Here is a 22,890-nt window from a genome sequence, read left to right as displayed (position 1 = left end):
TGTCGGTGGGCGCATCCTGGCATTCGTAGACGTGGATGCGGAGGTTGGTCATGGCCTCACGTCTGACGAGAACGAATGCGGTCACCGTTAACGATGTGCTCGACGGGCAGAAGCTGCTGGAGATCGACTGCCTGGACCGGGTCTATCTGACCATGTCCGTGCCGAACCTGGTCGTGGGTGGGCAGGTGGTCAGCTTCCTCAACCAGCACGAGGGCATGCCGGTGCCCTCGCCTGCGCTGTTGGAACGCCGGGGGCAGACCTTCCGTCGGGCGGTGATGTCCTTCGCCGAAGCCAATGGCATCCCGGTCATCAGCTTCACCGGCAAGAAGGAGAAGACCCGCCCGGGTGTGCTGGCGGACAGCCCGTGGCCGGAACGCAAGATCGACCAGGTGATGCCGTTGATGCGCACAGCCGCGGCTACCGGCCGGTCCCAGGTCGTCGCGATCGGCATGGCGCAGGAGTACCAGCGCGTTTTCACCGGGTCGAAGTCCGCCACCGATACGGGGGCCGTGTGGTTCTCGTACCAGCGCGTTGACCGGCGGGTCACCTGCTACTACTTCTACCTGTGGGACACCGACTTCGGGCCGGCGTTCATCAAGATCTGCGCCTACTTCCCCTACCCGGGAAAGATCTGGTTCAACGGGCACGAGTGGGCCAAACGCCAAGCCACCAAGGCCGGCATCAGCTTCCGTGAGCTGTCCAACGGCTTCGCCGCCAGCGATCACCACACCGGCCTGCAGGACATCTGTGACCGGCTCGGACCCGGCACCATCACCGTGTTCGCCGAACGCTGGTGGGCCCGCCTACCACTACCGTTCACGCCCGCCGATCGGGCCGCCGGCTACTGGTGGGACATCTCCATGCGGCAGATCGAGGTCGCCAAGACCATCGTGTTCACCGCACCCCGCCACGCCCGCGCCTTCTTCGAAGCCCTCGCCGCGGACAACCTCGACATCGGCCGCCCTGACAACATGGAGATCATCTTCAACCGGCAGATCCGCTCCACCACCAAAGGCGTGTTCCGCACCGCCATCGACCGCGACAACGACGGCGTCGTAGTCAACGCCTTCTACCGGCACTCACGGATCAAGTACTACCTCAAAGACCGGCGGGCGCTACGCATCGAAACCGTCATCAACGACACCTACGACATCGGCGTGCTGCGCCGTCTGGAACACCTCGACGAGGTCATCGCCAAAGCCCGTGACGCCAACCGCCGGCTGCTGGACACTATCCGTGCCGGTCAGAGCTGCGTCCTTGCGAACCCAGTCATCGAACGGGTCGCGCAGCCCACCCTCACCGAGGATGGCAGGAGGGCCCCAGCGCTACGCTTCGCCGACCCTCGGGTCATGGCCCTGACCGGCGCCCTATGCCTGAGCCTGTTCGCCGTCACCGGCGTCACCAACAAGAGCCTTCGCGCCTTGACCGCCCGGCTGCTCGGCACCGGCTACACCACCAGCCAAATGACCTACGACCTGCGACGCCTGCGGTTCAACGGCCTGATCCGACGCATCGAACACACCCACACCTACGTCCTGACCCCCGACGGCCAACGCCTCGCGATCTTCTACACCAAACTCAACGACCGTCTCCTCCGCCCACTCCTCGCCGCCGACCAACCCCAAGCACCACCCGCCCTCCGCCACGCCCTCACCACCATCGACCACCACGTCGACGACTACATCGCCCGAGCACGACTCAAAACCGCAGCCTGAAAACCTGACCCACGTGTTCAGATTCTCGAACCCAAGGATCTAGCGAGGGGGTCGGTGATGCGGGATCTAACCCAGGATGAGCGGCAGGACCTGCGGCGGCAGCTGGGCGCTGTTGCCGCCGAATGGGCGCAGCGGCTGAGCGACTCCGATTTGGATGGTCGGGGCGGGGGTGCTCAGGAGCCGAGCTACGTAGAGGGGATGCGGACTCACCTCGCGCGGATGGCGGCAGGTGAGCAGATGAGCACTCTTCTGGCTGATCTCGTATCCGCTAGCGCCGAGGAGGCGGTGAAGTACGGCGCCGGGTATCCCGAGCTTGGTGCGGCGGTAGGCGTCAGCCGGCAAGCAGCACGTAAGCGATGGCCTCACCTATCGATCTCGAAGAGGCGCACCGGCGAGTGGAAGCAACCGCCTGGGAGCATCGGTTGGGCCGGCAGCCATCTGGGCTACCCCGGACCGCCGGGGACAGCCTGAGGGCCCGACTTGACATCCGCGGCTGACATCAACGGCGGCGGCTGTGCCCGGACATGGGCGTACGGATCTCGCCGCCGGGCCGGACGCCCTGGACGTCAGCGTCGGACGCTGCAAGTTTTGCCGAAAGCGCCTTGGACGCGAGTCGTCAAGGCTGGGGTCGGGGTGGGGTCTGGCCAACTCGGGAACCCCCAAAGGTTATATCGCCTCAGGTCAACTCCTCAGGAACGCGAGCAGATCATTGTTGACCTGGTCCTGGAGCGTGGACGTGATGCCGTGCGGCGCGCCCGGGTAGTAGATGTCCTTGGCGTTCGCGATGAGCTGGGCGGTCTTCCTTGCCGAGTCCTTGACCGGGACGATCTGGTCGTCCTCGCCATGTAGCACCAGGGTGGGGATGTCGAACTTGGCGAGGTCGTCGCGGAAGTCCGTCTCGGAGAAGGCCTTGATGCTCTCATACGCGTTCAACAGGCCTGCCTGCATGCTCCACAGCCAGAACTGGTCGAGGATCCCCTTCGAGACCTTCGCCCCCTGCCGGTTGGCGCCGTAGAACATCTGGGCCAGGTCCTGGTAGAACTGCGACCGGTCCTTCATCAGGTTGGCGCGCATCTCGTCGAAGACGGCGATGGGCAGGCCCTCGGGGTTGTCCGGCGTCTGCACCATGATCGGCGGCACGGCGGAGATGAGGACGGCTTTGGCGACGCGTCCCGTCCCGTGACGGCCGATGTAGCGCGCCACCTCACCACCGCCGGTCGAGTGCCCGATCAGCGTGGCGTCGGTGAGGTCGAGCGCCTCGATGAGCGCCGCGAGGTCGTCGGCGTAGCCGTTCATGTCGTTGCCGCCGGAGGCCTGGCTCGACCGGCCGTGACCCCGGCGGTCGTGTGCGACGACCCGGAAACCGTTCTGCACGAGGAAGAGCATCTGCCCGTCCCACGCGTCCGCGTTCAGCGGCCAGCCGTGGGAGAAGGTGACAACGGGGCCCGCACCCCAGTCCTTGTAGTAGATCTCGGTGCCGTCCTTAGCGGTGATGTAGCTCATGCCGCTGTCCTTCCGATTCGTCATGGGCGGCATGCCGGCCGGACAGGCCGGTACCGCGGAACCGACGAAATGTTGCGAGAGAGGGTGCAGCAGCTCGCGCCCGCGATGTCGGCTTTACCCGATATTAGACGGCAGTGCGTAAACCATGGGCCCGGATCGGGCGAAGGCAGGGGGGACTCCACGAGCCGCGTCAACTCTGGCCAGAGGCGTCGGACGTCGGATCAGCGAGCAGGGACCACCCGTGTACCTCGATCACGACCGTCGGCCCGCCGATGTGCGTGACGTGGACGTTCTTCAGGCGCCGGTCGTGGCCGGCCGGCCGGCGTGCTCCACGGCCCAGGCCAGGACGTGGTCGGCGACCTCCTCCCACCCCTTCTGTGCGGGCAGCAGGTGCGCCATGCCTTCGTATTCCTTGATCTCGGTGAAGGTCTTCGACGACTTGTAGTGCTTGGCGTTGGACCGCTGCACGCTCGGCGGCATGAGGTGGTCCTTGCTGCCGGAGACGAACAGCAGCGGTGCCCGGTTGTCGTTGTGGTAGTCGACGTGGATGTCCTGCGGGCCGGGCTGGAAGTTCGCCAGCACGCTGTTCCAGAGGATCCGCCCGGATGCCGGGATGTGGTACCGCTGGTAGAGCTCGAGGGACTCTTCCTCAGTGAAGGTGTTGGCGAACCTGTACTTCCACTGCTCGGGCGTCAGGCCGACGGCCTTGTGCCGGTTCGCCGGGTTCTTCAGCACCGGGAACGTCGACTTGATCTGGGACGGTGGGGTGACGAGCACGCTCTCGCTCGCCGCGGAGTTGATCGCCACGCCCGCGGCGCCGAATCCGTGGTCCAGCAGGACCTGCGTGAACGCAACACCCGCGGAGTGGCCGATGATGATCGGCGGCTCGTCGAGGGCGCCGACCACCGACTCCAGGTGCGAGACCATCGCCGGGCCGTCACCTCCTCGATCGGCGTCGGGTCGGCGTTGAGTGCCTCGACCTCCACCTCGAACCCTGGGTAGGCGGGCGCGATGACGTGGTGCGTTTCCGGCGCCGGCCTCAAGGCGAGCGGCCTCTCCACCACGCCGAACTCGGCTGGCTGCGCGCGGTGTGATCTGCCACGCGTTCCTCTCCGTCGGTGCGAAGCCGACCTGCATCGTCGCGGGCGTATTTGTTGAACGGGAAGTCACCGACGAATGAGGTCGCGGTCGGGTGCCGACTGGATCGATGTGACGGCCGCAGCAAGGACGATGCCGAGGCTGCCCAGTTGCACCAGGGGTGCCCACATGGGTGCCCGTGTCGCGAGCAACGCGCCGAGCGCTGCGCCGGTGATCAGCCCGAGGAGGGTCAGGGCGCTCGGCGTGACGTCGCGTAGTCGGTGCCCGGAGGTGAGTCGCGCGATCAAGGTGGTCAGCGTCCCGGTGAGATAAGTGGTGGACAGGCCCGCCACGCCGAACCGCTGGACGGTGCTGCTCTGGATGCCGAGCGCGAGTGCGTTGAGAACGAGCAACGACAGTTGCAGCTGTCCCGATGGGTGGGCGCCATTCCACCACCAGCCCACCGCGTACCCGACGAGCACCACGCCCTCGACGGCCAGTGCCCGGGTCACCGCCGGAGGCCAGACCGGGTCGTCCGGCCTCGGGGTGCCGGCGATGCGCGTTCCGAGGGAGCAGCCGAGGATGAAGCAGAGGATCGCCGCCCCGGTGTGCAGGGCCAGCGCACGGTCGGTCCCGGCGAGGGCTACCCCGAGCAGGACCATGTTCCCGGTCATGACGCTGGTGAAGGCTCCGCCCAGGGCCAGGAACCCGATGGCGTCGGTGGCTCCGCTGTTGACCGCCAGGACGACGGCCATCGCCTCCCGCCATCGGCGCTGCCGGCCGCTGCTGTGCGGTGCTCTGGTCGGCATCCACCGGAATCGGCGCGGCTGCGTGCTGTTGATCGTGGGCACCGGCCCACGATGGCAAACCGGCCACCGTTGGCGCTGTGGGCTGTCTGCACAGAAGGCTGCGGCGAATGATGTGCAGCTTGACCGTGGGGTGGTGGTCGTCGGTCTCCTTAGCGTTGGTGGCATCCCAGAGACTCCCCAAGGCGATGCGCCGAGCTGCCGGGACGCACCGACGCACCACAGAGAGAGGCGACCAGATGACCGAGCTGCTCTCCCGCGACAAGTTCCGTGCTGCCCTCGAGGACGCGATCAAGGGCAGAGAGGCCAAGAACGCGTCGTTCAGCCAGGCATGGGCCGATGGCAAGCTGCAGCGGCACCACTTCGCGCGCTGGGCGGAGAACCACTACCACTACGTGGGCCCGTTCGCCGACTACCTGAGCTACGTCTACGCCAACACCCCCGACTCCTGCACGGACGCCAAGGACTTCCTCCTGCAGAACATGTACGAGGAGGAACTGGCCGACATCCGCCACACGGACCTGCTGATCCGCTTCGCCGAGGCGTGCGGGACGACCCGGGAGCGGATCGAGGACCCGAACAACATGAACGCGGTGACCCGCGGGCTTCAGGCCTGGTGCTACGCGACCGCCATCCGTGAGCACTTCGCGGTGGCGACCGCGGCGCTGGTCGTGGGCCTCGAGTCCCAGGTGCCGAGCATCTACAAGAAGCAGATCGTCCCGCTGCGCGAGGTGTACGGCTTCACCGAGGACGAGATCGAGTTCTTCGATCTGCACATCACCTCGGACGAGGTGCACGGCGAGCGTGGCTACCAGATCGTCCTGGACCACGCCAACACGCCCGAACTGCAGCAGCGCTCGCTGCAGTTCGTCCGCTGGGGCGCGGAGATGCGCTTCTCCTACACCAAGGCGCTCTACGACACCTACGTGGCGCCGGACCTGATCAGCGCCTGATCAAAGCAGCCGGACGGGTGGGTCCACTGGTTGGCCCACCCTTCCGGCATCTGTGAGCGGAGAACCGCAACCGCTTCAGACACGGAGGGAGTCGGGAGTGAGCGAGCCTAACCCCGTCGAGTGGGTGCTCGTCGCCGAGCTGCCCGAGCTCGCGCGCCGCAAGAAGAAGCAGGTGCTCGTCGACGGCACACCGATCGCGCTGTTCCTCGTCGGCGGCCGCGTCTTCGCCTTGCACGACGTATGCGTCCACAAGCAGCGCTCGCTGAGCAAGGGGACGGTGCTGCACGGGCGGATCATCTGCCCCGGCCACCAGTGGTCCTTCGACCCCGCCACCGGACAGGCGGCCGACCAGGTCGAGTGCCAGCCGACGTATGACGTCCGGGTGGAAAACGACAAGATCTACATCAGCTCGCGCCCCCGCCCCGACGGCGCTGACGCCGCCCCCTACACGACCACGGCAGCCGGGTGAGACACCGATGACCAGGACAATTGTCACCGTCGGGGCCGGTCAGGCCGCCGCCGTCGCCGCCCGCGCGCTGCGCCGGCGCGGTTTCGACGGCCGGATCGAGCTGCTCGGCGCGGAACCGGAGGCGCCGTACCAGCGGCCGCCGCTGTCGAAGGAGTACCTCGCCGGCGACGACGACTGCGGCCTGAATCTGCTGTCGGAGCAGTGGTGCGCAGGGAACGACGTGCACCTGCGGCTCGGCCAACCGGCCGTCCGGATCCGGCCGGAGCGCGGACGGGTCGAGTTGGCCGACGGCACGGAGGTCGCCGCAGACATGATCCTCCTCGCCACCGGCGGCAGCCCACGCCGCCTCCCGGGTGTCACCGGTGAGCGCATCCACTACCTGCGCACCCGGCGGGACGCCGACCAGCTGCGCGCCAAGCTTCGTCCAGGCGTACACGTGATCGTCATCGGGGCCGGTTTCATCGGCGCCGAGGTCGCCGCCACCAGCCGCGGCAAGGGTGCCGACGTCACCGTGGTGGAGGCGCTACAGGTGCCGCTGCAGCGTGTGCTCGGGCGCGAGATCGGGGCCACCTGCGCGGCGATTCACCGCCGGCAGGGCGTCACGTTGCGGCTGGGCGAGTCCGTCGAGTCCGTCGTCGAGACACCCGCCGGCGTCGTCGTCACCACCAGCGGCGGTCGCATCGAGGGTGACCTGGTGGTGGTCGGTATCGGCATCACCCCGAACACTGCCATGGCCGAACGGTCCGGCCTTGCCGTCGACAACGGCATCCTGGTGGACGAATACTGCCGCACCAGTGCGCCGAACGTGTACGCCGCCGGTGACGTCGCCAACCACTGGCATCCGCTGTTTGCGGAGCGGATCCGGGTCGAACACTTCGACAACGCCAGCAAGCAGGCGACCGCCGCCGCCAACAACATGATCGGCCGGACAACGCCGTACGCCGACCCGCACTGGTTCTGGTCGGATCAGTACGACCACAACCTGCAGTACACCGGCCACGCGCCGGTCTGGGACGAGCTGGTCGTGCGCGGCTCGGTGGAGGAGTGCGACTTTTCGGCGTTCTACCTGCGCGACGGGCTGGTGCGCGCGGCGTTCGCCGTCGACCGCGGCGGGGACGTCCTCGTCGCCAAGGAGTTGATCGCCGGCCGGATCAGCGTGGATCCGCGGGTCCTCGCCGACGAAGACGTCGATCTGGCCGAGCTGACGGCGTTGGAGGAGCAACTGTGAAGGGCAACTTCATCGGTGGCGAGTGGGTGGGGTCGGCCAGCGGGCGTACCCGCGAGCGCCGGAACCCGGCCGACGAGCGCGAGGTCGTGGCGGTCTTCCCGGATTCCGACGCGAAGGACGCCCACGACGCGGTGACGGCGGTGGCGGCGGGCTACCGGGAGTGGGCCGAGCGCGGCCCGGAAGCGCGCGCCGCTGTCCTGCACCGGGCGGCGGACATTCTCGCCGCCCGCGCCGACGACCTCGCCCGGGACCTGGTTCGTGAGGAAGGCAAGACGCTCGCCGAGGCGCTCACCGAGACCCGCCGGACCCCGTCGAACCTGCGGTTCTACGCCGGTGAGGCGCTGCGCGTCGCGGGCCGCACGTACGCCACGGGCGACGGCAGCCTCGTCTACACCTCCCGGGAACCCGTCGGGGTCGTCGTCGCCATCACGCCGTGGAACTTCCCACTGAACATCCCGTCCCGCAAGCTCGGCCCGGCGCTCGCGGCGGGCAACGGAGTGGTGTTCAAGCCCAGCGAGGTGACCCCGCTGATGGGGCAGCGGCTGGTGGAGGCGCTGATTGAGGCGGGTGTCCCGGCCGGTGCGCTGGCCCTCGTGCAGGGCGGCGGGGAGGCCGGCGCGGCACTGGTCGCGGATCCGCGGGTGGGCGCGGTGACGTTCACCGGCTCGTACGACGTCGGCGCGGCCATCCACCGCGCGGTAAGCCCCGCTCAGCGTTGCCAACTGGAGATGGGCGGCAAGAATCCGGTGATCGTGCTGGAGGACGCCGACCTGGACCGGGCGGCGGACATCGTGGTCCGCGGGGCGTTCGGCCTCAGCGGCCAGGCGTGCACCGGCACCAGCCGATTGATCGTCCACGACGCGGTGCACGATGCGCTGGTCGATCGGGTGGCAGCCCTCGCCCGCGCCCGCCGGGTTGGTGACGGGCTGCGCGACGGCGTGCAGATGGGACCCCTCGCGACCCGCGCCCAACTGGAGAAGACCCGCAACTACCTCGCCCTCGCGGCGGCCGCCAACGCCCGTCTGCGGGCCGGCGACGAGCCGCTCGGCCCGGGTCTGGAACACGGCAACTTCGTCCGTCCGGCCGTGGTCACCGACGTCGACCGGTCGTCGCCGCTGGCCCAGGAGGAGATCTTCGGGCCGGTCCTGAGCGTGCTGCGCGTCGGCTCCTTCGACGACGCGATCAGCGTCGCCAACGACACCGCGTACGGTTTGTCGGCCGGCATCGTCACCCGCGACCTGGGCCGTGCGCTCGACTTCGCCCGTCGGGTCGACAGCGGCCTGGTGAAGGTCAACCAGCCCACCACCGGCATGGCGATGAACGCCCCCTTCGGCGGGCTGAAGAACTCCAGCACCCAGACGTTCAAGGAACAGGCAGGGGAGACGATGATGCACTTCTACACCGTCGACAAGACCGTGTACGTGGCCTCATGAGCACGCCCGAGGTCACCGGCACCGCAGACGCGGCAGCGGAGCCAGGCGCCGTCCGATTCGTCCGGGTGGCCCGCTCCGGTCAGGTGCCGGACGGTTACGTCCGCCGCTTCTACGCCGACACCCTGGAACTGTGCGTCGCGCGCTGCGCGGGCAGGGCGTACGCGACGTCGAACTACTGCACGCACCTGGACTGCCTGCTGTCCTCAGGCAAGCTGGTCGACGACGGCATCGGCTGCTCCTGCCACGGCAGCGTCTTCGACCTCGAGACCGGCGAGCCGGTCTGCCCGCCCGCCACCGAACCGATCAAAACGTTCCCCGTGCGGGAAGAGGACGGGCAGATCTACGTGGGCGTGACACCCGAGGACATCGCGACCGGTGGGCCGCGGCGACGCAAGCCCGTGACATGACCGGCGTGGGCATGGACTGGCCGGCGCCGACGCGTAACCCGGTGCTCGCCGGCGAACACATGGCGATCTCGAGCCACCCGGCGGTCAGCGCCGCCGGTCACCGGGTGCTCGCGGAAGGTGGCACCGCGATCGACGCGACGGTGGCCATGGCGGCGATGTCGTGGCTGGCGCTGCCCGGCCAGTGCGGCGTCGGCGGCGACGCCTTCGCCGTGGTCCGGGAACCGGACGGATCAGTGTGGACCATCAACGGCAGCGGATACGGGCCCGACGGCGGCGACCTGAACTTCTACCAGGCGCAGCGCCGGACCGGGATCCCACTCACCGGGGCGCTCGCCGTGGCCGCTCCCGGTGCGGTGGCCGCGATCGCCGCGCTGCACGCCCGCGGGGCCACCCGCGCCCTGCCCGAGTTGTGGGCGCCGGCCATCGCCGCCGCCGAACAGGGTCTGCCCTGCACCCGCAAGACACGTACCGACATCCGCGAACACGAGGCGCAGCTGCGCGCCGACGAGGGTGCGCGGCGGACGTTCCTGCGCAACGGCCGGGCGCCACAGGTCGGCGAACGGCTGCCCCAGCCGGAGCTCGCCGACTCGCTGCGGCTGCTGGCGGCCGACCCTCACGCCCTCTACAGCGGCGAGCTGGCCGAGCGGGCGGTGGCCGCACTGGCCGCGGCGGGAGCTCCGTTCACCGGCGACGAGTGGGCGGCCTCCGGCGTCCCGCTGCAGGGCGACGCGATCAGCCAGCGGTACGGCAACCTGGTCGTGCACACCACACCACTGCCCACACCGGGCTGGATGGTGCTGCAGCAGGCGGCCGTCTGCGACGGGATGCTCTCCGAGCTGCCGTGGCTGAGCGCCGACGCCGTCGGCTGGCTGGCCGGAGCCGCCCGACAGGCCTTCCGGGACCGTTGGGACCGGTGCGGCGCCGACACCGACGCGTGGCGGTCGTTGCTGCGGCCCGAAGCGGTAGCGGACGTGCGGGCGAAGCTGGCCGCCGGACGGCATCCGCTCGCCACCGCCGGCCTGACGCCGGACGGGGACACCACGACGACCGTCGCGGTCGACGGCGACGGACGCGCGGTCAGCTTCATCCACTCGCTCGCCTTCACCTTCGGCGCCCGGATCACCATCCCGGGCACCGGCATCATGCTCAACAACCGGCTCGGACGCGGCGCGTACCTGGTCGAGGGCCACCCGAACCAGGTACGACCGCGGCGCCGTCCGCTGCACACCTGCCTCGCCTGGCTGGTGACCGACGCCGGCGGAGCCCTGCGGCACGTCGGCAACACCCCCGGCGGCGACGGGCAGGTGCAGTGGAACATGCAGGTGCTGTCGCACCTGATCGACCACGGCCTGGACCCGCAACAGGCGGTCTCGGCGCCGCGGTTCACCGTGTTTCCCGGCAGCGACGCGGACGTGGTGGGAGCGCCCGACGAGCTGATCTGCGAGTCGCGGCTGGGCGAGCAGACCATCGCGGAGCTGCGCGCCGCCGGGCACCCGGTCCGCACGATAGGGCCGTGGGATGCCGGCGGGAGCGCCCTGGTCGTCTCGGTGGACGAGCGGCTCGGCTGCCTCACCGCAGGCGCCGACCCCCGCCAGGACGGGGTGGCGCTCGGTGGCTGAACCAACCGGCCGGCGGAGCCTACCGGCGGCCCCGGCCCCGCAGGGCCACTACGTACCGGTCGTGGTGCACGCGGGCACCGCGTACACCGCAGGCATGACCCCACGCGTGGACGGCCGGCTCGCCGTGTGCGGCCGGGTGGGCGAGGATCTGAACGTGGTCGAGGCGCGAGCCGCAGCCGGTCTCGCGGCCGGCAACGCCGTCGCCGCGGTGGCCGAGGCGGTCGGGGGATTGGACCGGGTACGACGCTGCCTGCGGCTGACCGTGTACGTCGCCTGCCGTCCCGACTTCACGCAGCACTCGATGGTCGCCGACGGGGCGTCCGAGGTGCTGCGGGACTGGCTGGGGGAGCGCGGCAGCGTCGCGCGTTCGGCCGTCGGGGTGTCGAGCCTGCCGTCCGGCGCGCCGGTCGAGGTGGAGCTCACCGTCGCCGTCGCCGATTGAGCGTGTTCTGGGTAGCGGTGTGACCCTGGGCGAGCCGGGAGCCGCGGCGCAGGCGTGTGGCGGTGACCGCATATCTCGGTGACGTCCGCCTGCGAACCCGGCTTCGCTCTCCTGCGCCGATACGCCCGCCTCGCCGGCGTCCTCGCCGCCGACACGATCGCCGGCACCGTCCTCGGTGGGCTGCTGCTCGGCGTCGTGCCCAAAGCGATCCTCGTACCCCGGCCTGGCCGCCCCGCGAAACGCCTTAGCCGCCACAGACGGACGGGGTGGAACCAGTTGCATGATCAGCCTAAATGGCGGCTCAACTCGACATCCGTCGACAGATGTTCTCGATACTGCGCCGTCGTGTTGAGACGCCAGCGGGCTCGACCGAACCCAACGAGCTGGCTACCCGCTGACCCCCCTGGGAGAACTCGCCATGACCGAAGCTCCGATTGACGCGGGCGACTCCGACGACGATGCCGCCCGGAAGGCTGTCGAGCGAGAGCGGGCCGAGCTGCGGGAGTTCATCAAGGGGCTGAACCCGGACGACGTCAAGTCAGGCGACTGGTTCACGAAACTGGTCGCGCAGGCCCTGAGTTCCTACACCGACAAGGTCGACTGGCGGTACTTCCAGGAGAAGTACAAGGGCGTGCCGGCGGATGGCATCGTCGAACAGCGGATCACGATGGCATCGCGGTACGCCGCGCTCGAAGGCGGACTTTCGCCTGGGGCCTACTCGGCGGCCATTGCCGCCACCCTCGGCAGCGCCGGTGGCTCCTCACCGCTTACTCTGCCCGCCGCTGCCGTGACCCTCATGGTCGACCTCACCTACATCACCCAGCTTCAGCTGCGCCTGGCCTACGACATCTCCGTGCTGTATCGGGTCCCGCTGGACCTGTCCGACCCGGACGACATGTGGAAGCTCATTCGTGTGGCCTTCACGATCAAGGGTGGGGGACTGGCGAGCGAGGGTGTCACCAAGTCGGTCCCGCTCGTGGTGCGCCCGTTGATCAAAAAGTTCTATTCCAAGGGCGCCCTGAGCGCGGCGAAAGCGTTCCCCGTCGTCGGCAAGCACCTCCTGCAGCGCAACGTCATCAAGGCCGGTATCCCCCTGGTCGGTATTCCCCTCGCCGTCGTACTGAACCGCTACACGACGCTGGTCGCGGCCGGCACGCGCGAGCCGTATTCCGTAACGAGGCGCGGGTGACTGAGCTCGCTGAGAGGCTGAGCAGCCAGAGTCGGTATCCGCAGCTGATGCTGTGGGTCGCATGGCTCGTCATCACAGCGGACAAGAAGATCAGCGACGATGAGACGCTGCTCATGAAGCACCTGGCGCGGGTCGTCCGCGATCAGCACCAGGTGGTCGATGATCAACTAGCCAACGTTGTCGACATCGATCCCGACGACGTATGGAAGCGTCTGGACGCCGAGCCAGGGGACCTGACCGAACTTCTCGATGTCGCCAGCCGGGTGGCCACGGTAGACGGCGACATCACCGCACGTGAGAAAGAAGTGATTGCTGAGCTTCAGGACCGCTGCCGTCGATCCTGACGCCGAGGTTGACGCGGTGACGGCACGGAGGCGGCGGACATCCTTGGCCGCCGCCTCCGCAGTTCGTTGCCGGCCCTACGGGAAGAAGACCACTGCGACGATGGTGCCGACGATGAGTCCGCTGACCACCGGGATGAAACACCTGCGGGCCAGGGCGATCACCGGCACGCGGGCGAAGCCGGCGACGGCGATGAGCGAGGACCAGGCGACGAGGGTGCCGCCACCGGACCAGATGTTTCCCATCTGACCGACGGCGGCGAGCGTCCCGGCGCTGATTCCGGCGGCCGGGCCCAGGCTGCCCGCCAGCGATCCGGTCAGCGGCAGACCGGAGAAGCCCGACCCCTCCAGGCCTGCGATCATGCCGATGAGCAGGATGCCGAAGGCCGCGATGAAGCCGCTGTGGGGGATGTGGCTCTGCGCGGCCGTGACCAGGTCGTACAGGAGCGCCGGCCCCTTCGTCGGGTCGGCGGTGCCGAGGATCTGGCCGGAGAAGTCGCCGTTGCCGATGAAGAAGAACCCGGCGATCGGCAGGACGACCCCCATGGCCTTGAACGCGAACACCAGCCCGTTGACCACGTGCTCCGCGGAGCTCTCCAGGAAGCCCTTGCCGTCGCCGGCGAGCGCCGCCAGGAAGACGATGAGCGCCGCGATGCCGCCGACCAGGGCGGCCGCGTCGCCGCCTCGCAGGTCGGGCACGCTCTCGGAGAACTTCGCGACCACCATGTACACGATCAGCGCCAGGTAGGCCACCGGCACGAAGATGGCGAAGAAGGTCGGTACCAGAGGGTTGCCGCGGTAGCCGTCGGCCGGCTCCTCGGCAGCGTCTCGCATCTCCTCGTCGTACTCCTCCCGCAGCGCGACGCCATGGCCGACCGTCGGCGGCCCACCCCGCAGGGACGGCACGTCGCCGCCACCGGCCGGCCGGTCGCCCGCGCCGACCAGCTCGCGCTCCCGCTCGGTGACCGCCAGGTCCTTCACGCGTTCACCGGTGCCGTCCGCCGTGGCCTCCCACTCGGCGAGCAGGGCCGGGTCGGGCCGGCGCATCGTGCGGAACTCCATCAGGTAGGCGACCGCGAGGGCGACCCCACCGACGACGAGTGACAGCACCATGGCCCGGTCGGCGACGACATTCGGGTCCGCCCCTGCCGCCTTCGCCGACAGCCCCGGGGCCACCCGGATGACGTAGTCGGAGGACAGGGCCATGCCCTGGCCGGCGATCGCCACGACCAGGCCGACGGCCATCGGGCGCAGACCCGCGCGGATCGCCACCGGGATGAGCACCGCGCCGATCAGCGGCACCGCCGGGGTTGGCCAGAAGAACAGGGAGATGAAGTACGTGACGACCACCAGCGTCCAGAAGGCGAGGTGGCCGTTGCGCATCACCCCCCGGAACGGGGCGACCATCTTCCGGTCCGCGCCCATGGCCTGCAACGAGTGCAGCATCGCGGTCACGAGCGCGATGATCAGGAAGATGTTGAACAGGTTCGTGGCCGCCACGAGGCTGGCGTTGAACACCGCGGAGAGCCCGCGGATGATGCTGTGCGAGAAGACGAGCGCGGTCGCGAACGTCGCGACCACGGCCGGGACTACGATGTTCTTCCGGGCGATCATCGTCGCGATGATGACGACAACGCCGACGAGATAGACCCAGTGGGCCGCCGTTAACTGCATCTGTCACCTCACGGACTCTTGCAGTGGATTGCCCGTCAGACTCCGCGTCTTCCAAGGTCAGCGCTATCACCGATGTGCACAGGTCGCAGGCCAAAGATTGTGCAGGGTGACGTAGCATCCCACGACGGTCACGGAGCAGTCTCAAGCGGTATGTGAGCTGCGCATAGATCGGAAGGACGGGACGTGCGGGACACCCGGCCGCGCATGGGCGCCGCGCAGTCATTCGCCACCCCGGCCGGCCCGGAGGCCCCGGCGCAGCCGAAGCGGGCGGGACTCGCCGTACTGCTGACCCTGCTCGGCGCGACGCTGCTCGGCACCGTCATCAACAACGTGTTGAACGTGCCGTTGCGGGACATCACCGCCGATCTCGGCGTCTCACTCTCGGCCGGCGTGCTCGTGGTGAGCAGCTTCGTCCTGGTGCTGGCCGCCGGCATGGCATTGAGCGGCTGGGTGGGTGACCGGTTCGGACGACGCCGCACGATCATCGCGTCCCTGGCCCTCATGGCGGTCGCCATGGTGGGGGCGGCGCTGGCCCCGTCGCTGCCCGTCCTCGTCGCGATGCGCGCCCTGCAGGGCCTGGCATGCGCGGCCTACCCACCGGCGGTCATGGGCATGCTCGCCACCATCTACGGGCCCAGCCAGCGGGCCCGCACGATGAGCGCCTGGGCGGCCGCCAACGGGATCGGACAGGCGATCGGCCCGCCGCTGGGCGGACTGCTGGCCGACCTCGCTGGCTGGCGGGCGATCTTCTGGTGCCTTGCTCCGGTCGCTGTGATCCTGCTGGTCGCCACCGTCGTGTTGGTGCCGAACGACCGCGGGCACGCCACCGCGCTGCACTGGCCCGGGGCGGTGTCGCTGACGCTCGGCTCCGCGTTGCTGATGACGGCCGCCACCGCGGTTCCGCAGCACGCGGTGCCGGCCTGGCTGATCGTCACCCTCGCCGTGGCGGGCGTCGGACTGCTGGCGGTCTTCGCCAACACCTCCGCGAAGGCGGAGGCACCGATCATCCGGCCGCGTCTCATCGTCGAGTCGCGGTTTCTGCGCAGCACGGTCGCCGCGTCCGCGCAGATGTTCTGCCTCGCCGCCACGCTCGTCGCGGTTCCGCTGTATGCCACGGGGACCCTCGGGCGGACCACCGCCGTCACCGGGCTGCTGGTGCTCGCCCTGCCCGCCGCGATGGCGGTGCTGGCACCGGTCGTCGGGCTGCTCAGCGAACGCGGCCGGCCCCGCTGGATCCTGCGCACCGGTCTGGTTCTGCTCGCTGCGGTGGAGCTGCTGCTCGGGCTGTACGCAGGTGCCGCCGGCCGGAGCATCGCGGTGCTCGTCGCGCTGCTGCTCACGGTGGGTGTGGGCGTGGCCCTCGTCCAGACACCGTCGGCCGCCGGGGCGACCCGGTCACCCGCCGGCAGGTCGGGCGCCGCCCTCGGGCTGTTCAACATGATGCGGTTCGGGGGGTCCGCGCTCGGCGCGGCCTGGGTGGCGGTGGTCTACCCCTCCGGAAGCCTGCTGCTGCTCTTCGCCGGATGCGCGGCGGTTGCCGTCGTCGGGTTGGTGGTCAGCTTCGTCGGCCCCGACCCGTCCCCGCTCGACACCGACCCGGCATTGCCTACGTCGGGTTGAGATCGCGGTCGACGGCCGCCACCGTCTCGGCGAGCAGGCTGAGCTTGTGCGCCAGCCACACCGCGAACTGGTGTTCGGCCTCCCGCAGGTCCAGTTGAAGCAGCCGTGAGGCGCGGTCGAGCTTGTAGAGCATCGTGTTGCGGTGGATGTGCAGTTCCCGCGCGGCGGCGTTGAGGTTCCCGCCGGACGCGACGTAGGCGATGACTGCCTGCTCCAGGTCGTTGCCGCCGGCGCGGGAGCCGCGCAGCGGCGCCAGCATGTCCCGAGCGAAGGCTTGCCCCTGCGGGCTTTCGGCAAGCTCCACCAGCGTGGCGAAGACCCGTAGATCCTGGAAGCCGCAGACCCGGTCTACGCCGAGCCGGTTGCGGATCCCGAGCGCGATGCGCGCCTCCCGGTAGCTGTCGAGGATGCGGCCGGCGCCGTCGACGCAGCGCCCGTACGCCACGGCGACCTTGCGGTGGGTGCGGCGCTCCAACTCCGCCTGCAGGGTGCGCGCGAAGTCGGCCAGCGCCCGATCCGCCGCGTCCGGCGAGTCGCGGTGACCGGCCGGGTCGACGTGCCGGACCACGGCGAGCACGTCACCGACGACCGTGGCCAGGGTGTGCGCGCCCGCCCGGACGTCGATGCGGACGGCGTGCTGAGCCAGCTGGAACAGGGCCGCCGGCGAATCGGGGCTGCCGACCGAGCCGAGCTGGTTGGCGACGATCACGCCGTAGGTTGCCGCGACCGGGAAGTCGTAGTGTGCCGCCCGGGCGTCCAGCTCGTGCTGGTTGGAGAAGCGGCCGTGCAGCAGCGCGTGGACGAAGTCGCCCCGCGCCCGCTCCTCGGCCTGCTCGATGCTGCGCAGGCGCAGCATTTCGGTACCGACGATGGTGGCGGCCTGCTCGACGACCACCCGGTGCTGCGCGATGTCGTGCGGGCTGGGTGGATCGGCTGACTCGACGATGACCACCCAGCCGTCGTGGCGACCGCTGAGCAGGATCGGATTCAGTACGCACGTCGCGCTGGCCCCGCCGATCAGCAGCGTGCGGACCTGGGGCCCGGCGTGCGGCTGCTCTGAAACCGACGGCCCTGGACCCGCCGCCGCGGTGCCGGCGGGCAAGCCGTCCGCTGCCATGCTGGACGCGTCCTCGCGGAGTGCGTCCGCGACCGCCGTTGCATCGAACACGCGGTCCCGGTTGGGTTCGAACGCCAGGACGCGGTACTGCGCGTCGAGGATCGCCGCCGCGCAGCCGGACAGCCGGGCCATCTGGTGTCCGAGCGCGGACAACCCGGCGCCGCGGTAGAGCAACTCCACCAGAGCGCGGTGCACTCTCAGGCCGTAGCGCAGCACGTGGGTGTCCCGGGCCAGGACGAGCTCCGCCACCAGCTCACTGAGCTGCCGGAAGCTGACATGCGCGCCAACGTGGATCATCGGCAGGCCGGCCGGGGGATCCGGGAGATCATCCGCCCCGCCGGCGATGACGACGGCGGCGGCCCCGCGGTGCTCGAGGTCCCGCAGCGCCGCCAGCTGCACCTGGCCGACCCGGGCATGCACGACAACCCCGGGCAGGGGGCCGACACCGGCCTGGACCTCGTCCCACGGCAGGCACCAAGTGACCGCGGTGTCGAGCGCCTCGGCCGAGGCCGCCAGCCGCGCGGGGCGCAGCAGACGTTCCTGCAGGAGCCGACCCACCGTCAGCTGCTGCGGCTCCGCGTCGTCGGGCGGACCGTCCTGAGCAAGCACTCCCGCTGGGTCAGCCATGACAACTCCTTGGACAGGTTGCACAAGCTTCCCCCGTCGTAACGCGGCAGTCTAGCCATTGTTGGTGCTCTCCACGCCCGGGCAGGCTGGTCGCACGGACCGCCCGGTAGTGGGGCAGAGGAGGCAACGTGCACAGGATCTACCGAATCACGCTCGACGACGCGCTCCCCATGCTCGCCGCAGCTCGCGCCAAGGCCGAGGAGATCGGAGTGAAACAGACGATCTGCGTCTGCGACGACGGAGGCCACGCGCTCGCGCTGCATCGGATGCCCGGCGCACGTCTCACCGGAGTCGAGATCGCGATGGCGAAGGCCTTCACCGCGGCCGGTCATGAGCGGGCGACCCACCTGTTCAATGAGCCGCCGAACGGCCCGGCGCTGCCCGGCAACGAAGCGTTCGGGATCAGCCACATGCATCCCGGTAAGTTCGCCATCTTCGTCGGTGGGTTCCCGATCGAGTACGACGGCCAGATCGTCGGCGCGGTCGGGGTCAGCGGCGGCAACGGCGCGCAGGACAAGGCGGTCGGCGCTGCCGCGCTGGAGGCGTTCGCGAAGCACGTTGCGGAACTCGGGTTGGGCGGGTAGCCGGCCAGCCATCACGCCGTCGCTGATGTGCCGCCGCCGACGGCGCATCGGCGGCGCCGCCGATCCGGCGTGGCCGCCTACTGGTGGCGCCGGGGCTCGTCGAGGGCCAGCGGGGCGTCGAGGACCACCACCGTCGCGGCGATCTCCGTGTCCGGGTCGTAGTCCTTCAGGATGACGCGTACCGCGAGCCCGACCTTGTCCCGGAACTCCTGGGCCAGCCGGCGCTTGCCCTCGTCGAGCAGCGCCACGTCCACCTCGCGGGTGATGTCCCGATGCATCGGGTCCAACGCCGCGAGCGCCTTGACGCGCTGGTGCTGGGCGAGGATGAGAATCCGATCATCCAACAGGTCCACCCGCTGCCGGCTCACACCGACGCCCGCGATGCCCTGGTTCACGGCGTTGTAGACGCGCAGAATCTCCTGCTTGAGCTCTCCGGGGGTTCGACGCGGTGTGCTGCCCGAGTGATCCATGGCGCGACCTTAGTGAGCGTCGTAGCGGCTGGTCGAGACCTTGACAGCCGGCGACGAGCATCGTTATATATCACACACCTCTGAGGCGCTGTTCCTGCGGGTACGGGCCGACGAGGACGTCGTGATACAGAACCGACGAACGGTCGAGGGAGCTTCCGCCCCGAAGAGCCCGACAGCTGTCGCCGATGGCGGTTGGCGGTCTGCGCGTATCCGCGCACACCGCCGAATCCGAGCGGTGGCAGCTGTTTTTGCTTCCGCCGCACCAGATCCAGTGCGTGTCGCGCTGGCGTCAACGGAAAGGCGGACGAAACGCGTGACGAATGAGGCGATGACGCAGACCGGTCCGACCGTGGCCGACGTGGTTGCGGCTCTCGACGGGTTGACCGGCGGCCGGATCACGAGCTGCGACGGGGGCCGTAACCCGTGGGTGATCAGCAAGGACTCGGGAATACCCGGCAAGGCGGTCACCGAGCGACCCGGCCTGGTCTGGGGGGTCTCCGACAGGCCCGTACGGCGGCTCGCGGTCGCCATGACCATCACCGAACATCACATCGAGCTCGCCAACGCCAGCGGCGTGGACGCGATCGTGGCGCACCACCCGATCGCGGACGCGGCGAGTTCCGGCGGGGTGGCGCTCGCCGACTACCTGTCGCTCTACGGAGTCGCAGTGCTGGAGTGCCACGAGGCCTTCCACGGTCTGCACCCCGGCATGGCGTATCTCCACGGCCACCGTCCCTTCTACGTCAACGCCGCATACGACGGCGTGCACGGGCTGGTCGTCATGGTCGGCCGGCCGCTGCCAGGCGTCATCACCGTTGGTGACGTGCTCTCCCGGCTCAACACCGGCCTGGAGCGGTCCCTGGACATGCGCATCCTGGAAGGCGAACGGGCCGCCCGGCAGTGCGCCGACCTGGTCGACAGCGCCACCGCCCCGGGACTGCGGGTGCTCGCGGGCGCTCTCGACGATCCGCTCGGCGACGTTGTCCTGCACGCCTTCCCGCACACCGGGTTCGGCGAGAAACACCTCGCCCAGTTGCTCGCCGAACACCCGACCATCTCCACGGTCATCTTCAGCATCAGCGCGGCCGCCCCCGACTCTGCCGTGGTGGCGAGCGCGGCAGCGCGCGGACTCAACGTCCTGGTGGGCACCAGCCATGCCTCAGAGATCTTCGAGAACGGACTCCCGTTGGCGTTCGGACTGTCCGCGCTGCTGCCCGACGTCGACGTGGTCCTGTTCCGCGACCGCGTCGTCTCCATCCCGATCAACAGCGTCGGCACCGGCCCGCTGCGCGAATACGGGCGCACGATGGCGCACGACCACCTGCTGCCACTGGCCGAAGCCGCACGCGCTCGCGCCGCCGCGACCACGGTCACCGCCACACCCCTCAGCTACTCCGAGCAAGAAAGCTAGGAGACAACCATGGAAATGACACCAGCGCACTGGGTGTATCTGGCCGGTCTGGCTTCACTGATCATCGTCATGGTCGCGCGGAAGAACGTCGTGGTCCCGGCCATCGCCGCCACGTTCCTCACCGCCGTGACCTTCACCGGGAGCGTGCCCGCAGGGGTGGCGTCGGTGTTCCGCGCCAGCCTGGTGGCCGCCTCGGAGCTGTTCAACATCTTCCTCATCATCGCGCTCGTCACCGCGATGCTCGCGGCGTTGAGAGCCATCGGCGCCGAACACCGCATGGTCGCGCCGTTCCGTCGGCTGATGGTGAACGGGCCGGTCGCCTATGTCGTCCTGTTCGTCGTCACGTACGTTTTCGCGCTGTTCTTCTGGCCCACGCCGACCCTCGCATTGATCGCGGCGATCCTGCTCCCAGCCGCCATCCGAGCCGGCCTGTCCCCGATGGCCGGCGCGATCGCGATCGCCATCGCCGGGCAGGGCATGGCGCTGGCTTCCGACTACGTCATCGGTGTCGCGCCCGCCCTGTCCGCCAGCGGAGCCAAGGTGTCGGCCGACCTGATCGCCGACCGCGCCCTGGTCCTGTCATGGGTCGTCGGGATTGTCGCGCTGTCGATGAGCTACGTGATGACGGTGCGTCGCCGCCGGCCGCGCGTGGCGGCGGCCGAGTCCGGCGCCGACATATCGGCGAGCGTGGCGCAGCCCGCCGAACTCGTCCCCGCGGGGGTGGCGGCAGGCGCCGGTACGGGCGACACTTCCGAGCAACTGCGCCACGGCCTGGCCACGAAGCAACCACCGCGGGAGGTCCTGGACGACGGGGGACCGGCAGCCACCGACGCCGCACTCGACGACGATGCTTCCGACCAGCGCGGACACGACCGCCGGGCCAAGCTGTTCGCCGTCCTGGTCCCCGTCGCCTTCGCCGCGCTGCTGGTCTACATGCTGCTCGGCCGGTTCACGCACCTCGTGACAGTCGACGACGGAGCCGGCGCCCCGCTCGTCGGGGGCTTGGCGGCGCTGCTGCTCCTAGCCGTGGCCGTGACCAGCGACCGGGTCCGCTCCCTGGAAAGCTGCGCCGAGCACATCGTCGACGGCCTCTCCTTCGCGTTCAAAGCGATGGGCGTCGTCATCCCCATCGCCGGGTTCGTCTTCATCGGCATCTCAGACTTCTCCGGCCGCATCATGGGGCTGGCAGAAAACACGACCGCGCCGGGATTCCTGTTCGACGCGATCCGCAGCGTCGAACAGCACATCCCGAACAACCCGTTCGTCATCATCTTCGCCGTCCTGCTCGCCGGCATGACCGTCGGACTCGACGGATCAGGCTGGGCAGGGCTGCCGCTCACCGGCTCCCTGTCGGAGGCCCTCAGCCCGCACGCCGGAGTCGACACCGCCACGCTCGCCGCCATCGCGCAGAACGGCGCCTCGTGGACCGGAGGCGGCACGCTGGTCATCTGGTCCTCGCTGATCGCGGTTGCCACCTTCTGCGGGGTGTCGGTGGTCGACCTCGCCCGCAAGCTGTTCCTGCCCGTGGTCACGGGACTGGTCGTCAGCGCCGTGGTCGCCGTGATCATCTGGTGAGCCAACGGGTCAGCTGAGCGATGCCGGCGCTGCTGTCACCCGTGTGCACCGTGCAGCAGCGCCGGCACCACGAGAGCCTTCTTCCACCCAGCGCTGGACTTGTTCCCCAACACTTCGACTAACGATTCAGCGGTTGAGAAGGCGGGAACCCTGGCCGTTTACGGTCGGGAGGAAGGCCGTCACGGACCGGGGCGTTTCTGGTTCTCGATGTACTCCTTGACCATCGTGAGGGGCGCGCCGGCGCATGACCCGGCGAAGTACGAGGGTGACCACAGATGCTCGCCCCACAGGTACTTGCGCAGGTGTCCGGCGAACTCGCGGCGCAGGTATCGAGATGAGACGCCCTTGAGACTGTTGACCAGCCGCGACAGGGCGACGCTCGGCGGGTAGTGGACGAGCAGATGCACGTGGTCGTCCTCGCCGTTGAACTCCCGCAGTTCGGCGCCGAAGTCCCGGCACACCTCGGCCATGACCTGCTGGCAGCGGGTGAGGATCGGATCCGTGAGCGCCCCGCGCCGGTACTTCGTGGTGAAGACCAAGTGCGCGTGAAGGTTGTAGACAACCGAGCGTCCCCGGCGAACGTCCGGGTCTGGGGTCCATCGTGGTGACATAGACCAAACGAATGATGAT

22 protein-coding genes are annotated in these 22,890 nt (G+C 69.4%); 14 read left to right on the top strand and 8 right to left on the bottom strand.

Features of this window, described 5'->3' with window-relative positions; genetic code table 11:
* The first annotated feature begins 44 nt into the window (after window positions 1-44).
* Window positions 45-1,715: a hypothetical protein gene (locus ACGFI9_RS09460; RefSeq protein ID WP_393176846.1), complete on the top strand. Its 1,671-nt coding sequence runs from the start codon at window positions 45-47 to the stop codon at window positions 1,713-1,715.
* Window positions 1,716-2,396: 681 nt separating this feature from the next.
* Here the strand turns inward: ACGFI9_RS09460 and ACGFI9_RS09455 are convergent.
* The 3 genes from ACGFI9_RS09455 to ACGFI9_RS09445 form a co-directional block, all read right to left on the bottom strand.
* The gene (locus ACGFI9_RS09455; RefSeq protein ID WP_393176844.1) at window positions 2,397-3,218 is read right to left on the bottom strand and encodes an alpha/beta fold hydrolase; all 822 of its coding nucleotides are present in this window, start codon (window positions 3,216-3,218) and stop codon (window positions 2,397-2,399) included.
* A 294-nt stretch (window positions 3,219-3,512) separates the two neighbouring features.
* Window positions 3,513-4,145 (bottom strand): alpha/beta hydrolase, encoded by a 633-nt coding sequence (locus tag ACGFI9_RS09450; RefSeq protein ID WP_393176842.1) that lies wholly within the window; start codon window positions 4,143-4,145, stop codon window positions 3,513-3,515.
* A 239-nt stretch (window positions 4,146-4,384) separates the two neighbouring features.
* Complete coding sequence (locus ACGFI9_RS09445) at window positions 4,385-5,146, bottom strand: YoaK family protein (RefSeq protein ID WP_393176840.1); 762 nt, start codon at window positions 5,144-5,146, stop codon at window positions 4,385-4,387.
* A gap of 194 nt (window positions 5,147-5,340) precedes the next feature.
* Here ACGFI9_RS09445 and ACGFI9_RS09440 point away from each other — a divergent pair, with 194 nt between their 5' ends.
* From ACGFI9_RS09440 to ACGFI9_RS09400, 9 genes are all read left to right on the top strand, one after another.
* Complete coding sequence (locus tag ACGFI9_RS09440; RefSeq protein ID WP_393176838.1) at window positions 5,341-6,054, top strand: TenA family transcriptional regulator; 714 nt, start codon at window positions 5,341-5,343, stop codon at window positions 6,052-6,054.
* Between the two features lie 97 nt (window positions 6,055-6,151).
* A complete protein-coding gene (locus tag ACGFI9_RS09435) occupies window positions 6,152-6,523 on the top strand; it encodes a Rieske (2Fe-2S) protein (protein WP_393176835.1) in 372 nt (123 codons plus the stop codon).
* Between the two features lie 7 nt (window positions 6,524-6,530).
* Complete coding sequence (locus ACGFI9_RS09430; protein WP_393176833.1) at window positions 6,531-7,751, top strand: NAD(P)/FAD-dependent oxidoreductase; 1,221 nt, start codon at window positions 6,531-6,533, stop codon at window positions 7,749-7,751.
* Complete coding sequence (locus ACGFI9_RS09425; RefSeq protein WP_393176830.1) at window positions 7,748-9,184, top strand: aldehyde dehydrogenase family protein; 1,437 nt, start codon at window positions 7,748-7,750, stop codon at window positions 9,182-9,184. The genes ACGFI9_RS09430 and ACGFI9_RS09425 overlap by 4 nt, the downstream gene beginning before the upstream one ends.
* Complete coding sequence (locus ACGFI9_RS09420) at window positions 9,181-9,591, top strand: Rieske (2Fe-2S) protein (RefSeq protein WP_393176828.1); 411 nt, start codon at window positions 9,181-9,183, stop codon at window positions 9,589-9,591. Before ACGFI9_RS09425 ends, ACGFI9_RS09420 begins: the two co-directional genes overlap by 4 nt.
* Window positions 9,588-11,210, top strand: coding sequence for a gamma-glutamyltransferase family protein (locus ACGFI9_RS09415; protein WP_393176826.1), 1,623 nt, complete (start codon window positions 9,588-9,590; stop codon window positions 11,208-11,210). Before ACGFI9_RS09420 ends, ACGFI9_RS09415 begins: the two co-directional genes overlap by 4 nt.
* A complete protein-coding gene (locus tag ACGFI9_RS09410) occupies window positions 11,110-11,652 on the top strand; it encodes a RidA family protein (RefSeq protein WP_393176824.1) in 543 nt (180 codons plus the stop codon). The genes ACGFI9_RS09415 and ACGFI9_RS09410 overlap by 101 nt, the downstream gene beginning before the upstream one ends.
* Window positions 11,653-12,070: 418 nt before the next feature.
* Window positions 12,071-12,841: a hypothetical protein gene (locus ACGFI9_RS09405; RefSeq protein ID WP_393176821.1), complete on the top strand. Its 771-nt coding sequence runs from the start codon at window positions 12,071-12,073 to the stop codon at window positions 12,839-12,841.
* On the top strand, window positions 12,838-13,185 hold the full coding sequence (locus ACGFI9_RS09400; RefSeq protein WP_393176818.1) for a hypothetical protein: 348 nt from the start codon (window positions 12,838-12,840) through the stop codon (window positions 13,183-13,185). The genes ACGFI9_RS09405 and ACGFI9_RS09400 overlap by 4 nt, the downstream gene beginning before the upstream one ends.
* A 75-nt stretch (window positions 13,186-13,260) precedes the next feature.
* On the opposite strand, the gene ACGFI9_RS09395 is transcribed toward ACGFI9_RS09400, so the two are convergent.
* Window positions 13,261-14,856, bottom strand: a complete 1,596-nt coding sequence (locus ACGFI9_RS09395; RefSeq protein WP_393176815.1) for a hypothetical protein — start codon at window positions 14,854-14,856, stop codon at window positions 13,261-13,263.
* A 183-nt stretch (window positions 14,857-15,039) separates the two neighbouring features.
* On the opposite strand from ACGFI9_RS09395, the gene ACGFI9_RS09390 reads away from it, so the two are divergent.
* Window positions 15,040-16,476 (top strand): MFS transporter, encoded by a 1,437-nt coding sequence (locus ACGFI9_RS09390; protein WP_393176813.1) that lies wholly within the window; start codon window positions 15,040-15,042, stop codon window positions 16,474-16,476.
* Here the strand turns inward: ACGFI9_RS09390 and ACGFI9_RS09385 are convergent.
* Window positions 16,463-18,220 carry a PucR family transcriptional regulator gene (locus ACGFI9_RS09385; RefSeq protein ID WP_393176811.1) on the bottom strand — a complete coding sequence of 586 codons (1,758 nt, stop codon included), beginning with the start codon at window positions 18,218-18,220 and terminating at the stop codon, window positions 16,463-16,465. The genes ACGFI9_RS09390 and ACGFI9_RS09385 overlap by 14 nt on opposite strands.
* A 128-nt stretch (window positions 18,221-18,348) precedes the next feature.
* On the opposite strand from ACGFI9_RS09385, the gene ACGFI9_RS09380 reads away from it, so the two are divergent.
* On the top strand, window positions 18,349-18,804 hold the full coding sequence (locus tag ACGFI9_RS09380; protein WP_393176809.1) for a heme-binding protein: 456 nt from the start codon (window positions 18,349-18,351) through the stop codon (window positions 18,802-18,804).
* A gap of 77 nt (window positions 18,805-18,881) precedes the next feature.
* Here the strand turns inward: ACGFI9_RS09380 and ACGFI9_RS09375 are convergent, their stop codons facing one another.
* Window positions 18,882-19,274 (bottom strand): hypothetical protein, encoded by a 393-nt coding sequence (locus ACGFI9_RS09375; RefSeq protein WP_393176806.1) that lies wholly within the window; start codon window positions 19,272-19,274, stop codon window positions 18,882-18,884.
* 328 nt (window positions 19,275-19,602) lie between these two features.
* Between ACGFI9_RS09375 and ACGFI9_RS09370 the strand changes: the two genes are divergently transcribed.
* The gene (locus ACGFI9_RS09370) at window positions 19,603-20,685 is read left to right on the top strand and encodes a Nif3-like dinuclear metal center hexameric protein (protein WP_393176803.1); all 1,083 of its coding nucleotides are present in this window, start codon (window positions 19,603-19,605) and stop codon (window positions 20,683-20,685) included.
* Here the strand turns inward: ACGFI9_RS09370 and ACGFI9_RS09365 are convergent.
* Window positions 20,682-20,894 carry a hypothetical protein gene (locus ACGFI9_RS09365; protein ID WP_393176801.1) on the bottom strand — a complete coding sequence of 71 codons (213 nt, stop codon included), beginning with the start codon at window positions 20,892-20,894 and terminating at the stop codon, window positions 20,682-20,684. The two genes, ACGFI9_RS09370 and ACGFI9_RS09365, sit on opposite strands and share 4 nt — an antisense overlap.
* Between ACGFI9_RS09365 and ACGFI9_RS09360 the strand changes: the two genes are divergently transcribed.
* Window positions 20,869-22,260: a hypothetical protein gene (locus ACGFI9_RS09360; protein WP_393176799.1), complete on the top strand. Its 1,392-nt coding sequence runs from the start codon at window positions 20,869-20,871 to the stop codon at window positions 22,258-22,260. The genes ACGFI9_RS09365 and ACGFI9_RS09360 overlap by 26 nt on opposite strands.
* A gap of 179 nt (window positions 22,261-22,439) precedes the next feature.
* Here the strand turns inward: ACGFI9_RS09360 and tnpA are convergent, their stop codons facing one another.
* Entirely contained in the window at window positions 22,440-22,871 is a 432-nt protein-coding gene (tnpA, locus tag ACGFI9_RS09355; protein WP_393176797.1) for an IS200/IS605 family transposase, read from the bottom strand.
* Window positions 22,872-22,890 lie beyond the last annotated feature (19 nt).

The sequence above is a fragment of the Micromonospora sp. NPDC048930 genome (assembly GCF_043197935.1).
Taxonomy (GTDB): domain Bacteria; phylum Actinomycetota; class Actinomycetes; order Mycobacteriales; family Micromonosporaceae; genus Micromonospora.
Note: the sequence above shows the minus strand (reverse complement) of the source record. Positions and strands in the feature narration are given on the sequence as shown.

What these genes read in the sequence shown, in the direction of transcription:
- ACGFI9_RS09365 (WP_393176801.1), bottom strand. Translation starts at nt 20,894, where the DNA reads ATGTTGAACAGCTCCGAGGCGGCCACCAGGCTGGCGCGGAACACCGAC.
- ACGFI9_RS09415 (WP_393176826.1), top strand. Translation starts at nt 9,588, where the DNA reads ATGACCGGCGTGGGCATGGACTGGCCGGCGCCGACGCGTAACCCGGTG.
- ACGFI9_RS09410 (WP_393176824.1), top strand. Translation starts at nt 11,110, where the DNA reads ATGCCGGCGGGAGCGCCCTGGTCGTCTCGGTGGACGAGCGGCTCGGCT.
- ACGFI9_RS09430 (WP_393176833.1), top strand. Translation starts at nt 6,531, where the DNA reads ATGACCAGGACAATTGTCACCGTCGGGGCCGGTCAGGCCGCCGCCGTC.
- ACGFI9_RS09405 (WP_393176821.1), top strand. Translation starts at nt 12,071, where the DNA reads ATGACCGAAGCTCCGATTGACGCGGGCGACTCCGACGACGATGCCGCC.
- ACGFI9_RS09420 (WP_393176828.1), top strand. Translation starts at nt 9,181, where the DNA reads ATGAGCACGCCCGAGGTCACCGGCACCGCAGACGCGGCAGCGGAGCCA.
- ACGFI9_RS09395 (WP_393176815.1), bottom strand. Translation starts at nt 14,856, where the DNA reads ATGCAGTTAACGGCGGCCCACTGGGTCTATCTCGTCGGCGTTGTCGTC.
- ACGFI9_RS09385 (WP_393176811.1), bottom strand. Translation starts at nt 18,220, where the DNA reads ATGGCTGACCCAGCGGGAGTGCTTGCTCAGGACGGTCCGCCCGACGAC.
- ACGFI9_RS09370 (WP_393176803.1), top strand. Translation starts at nt 19,603, where the DNA reads ATGACGCAGACCGGTCCGACCGTGGCCGACGTGGTTGCGGCTCTCGAC.
- ACGFI9_RS09440 (WP_393176838.1), top strand. Translation starts at nt 5,341, where the DNA reads ATGACCGAGCTGCTCTCCCGCGACAAGTTCCGTGCTGCCCTCGAGGAC.
- ACGFI9_RS09450 (WP_393176842.1), bottom strand. Translation starts at nt 4,145, where the DNA reads ATGGTCTCGCACCTGGAGTCGGTGGTCGGCGCCCTCGACGAGCCGCCG.
- tnpA (WP_393176797.1), bottom strand. Translation starts at nt 22,871, where the DNA reads ATGTCACCACGATGGACCCCAGACCCGGACGTTCGCCGGGGACGCTCG.
- ACGFI9_RS09455 (WP_393176844.1), bottom strand. Translation starts at nt 3,218, where the DNA reads ATGAGCTACATCACCGCTAAGGACGGCACCGAGATCTACTACAAGGAC.
- ACGFI9_RS09375 (WP_393176806.1), bottom strand. Translation starts at nt 19,274, where the DNA reads ATGGATCACTCGGGCAGCACACCGCGTCGAACCCCCGGAGAGCTCAAG.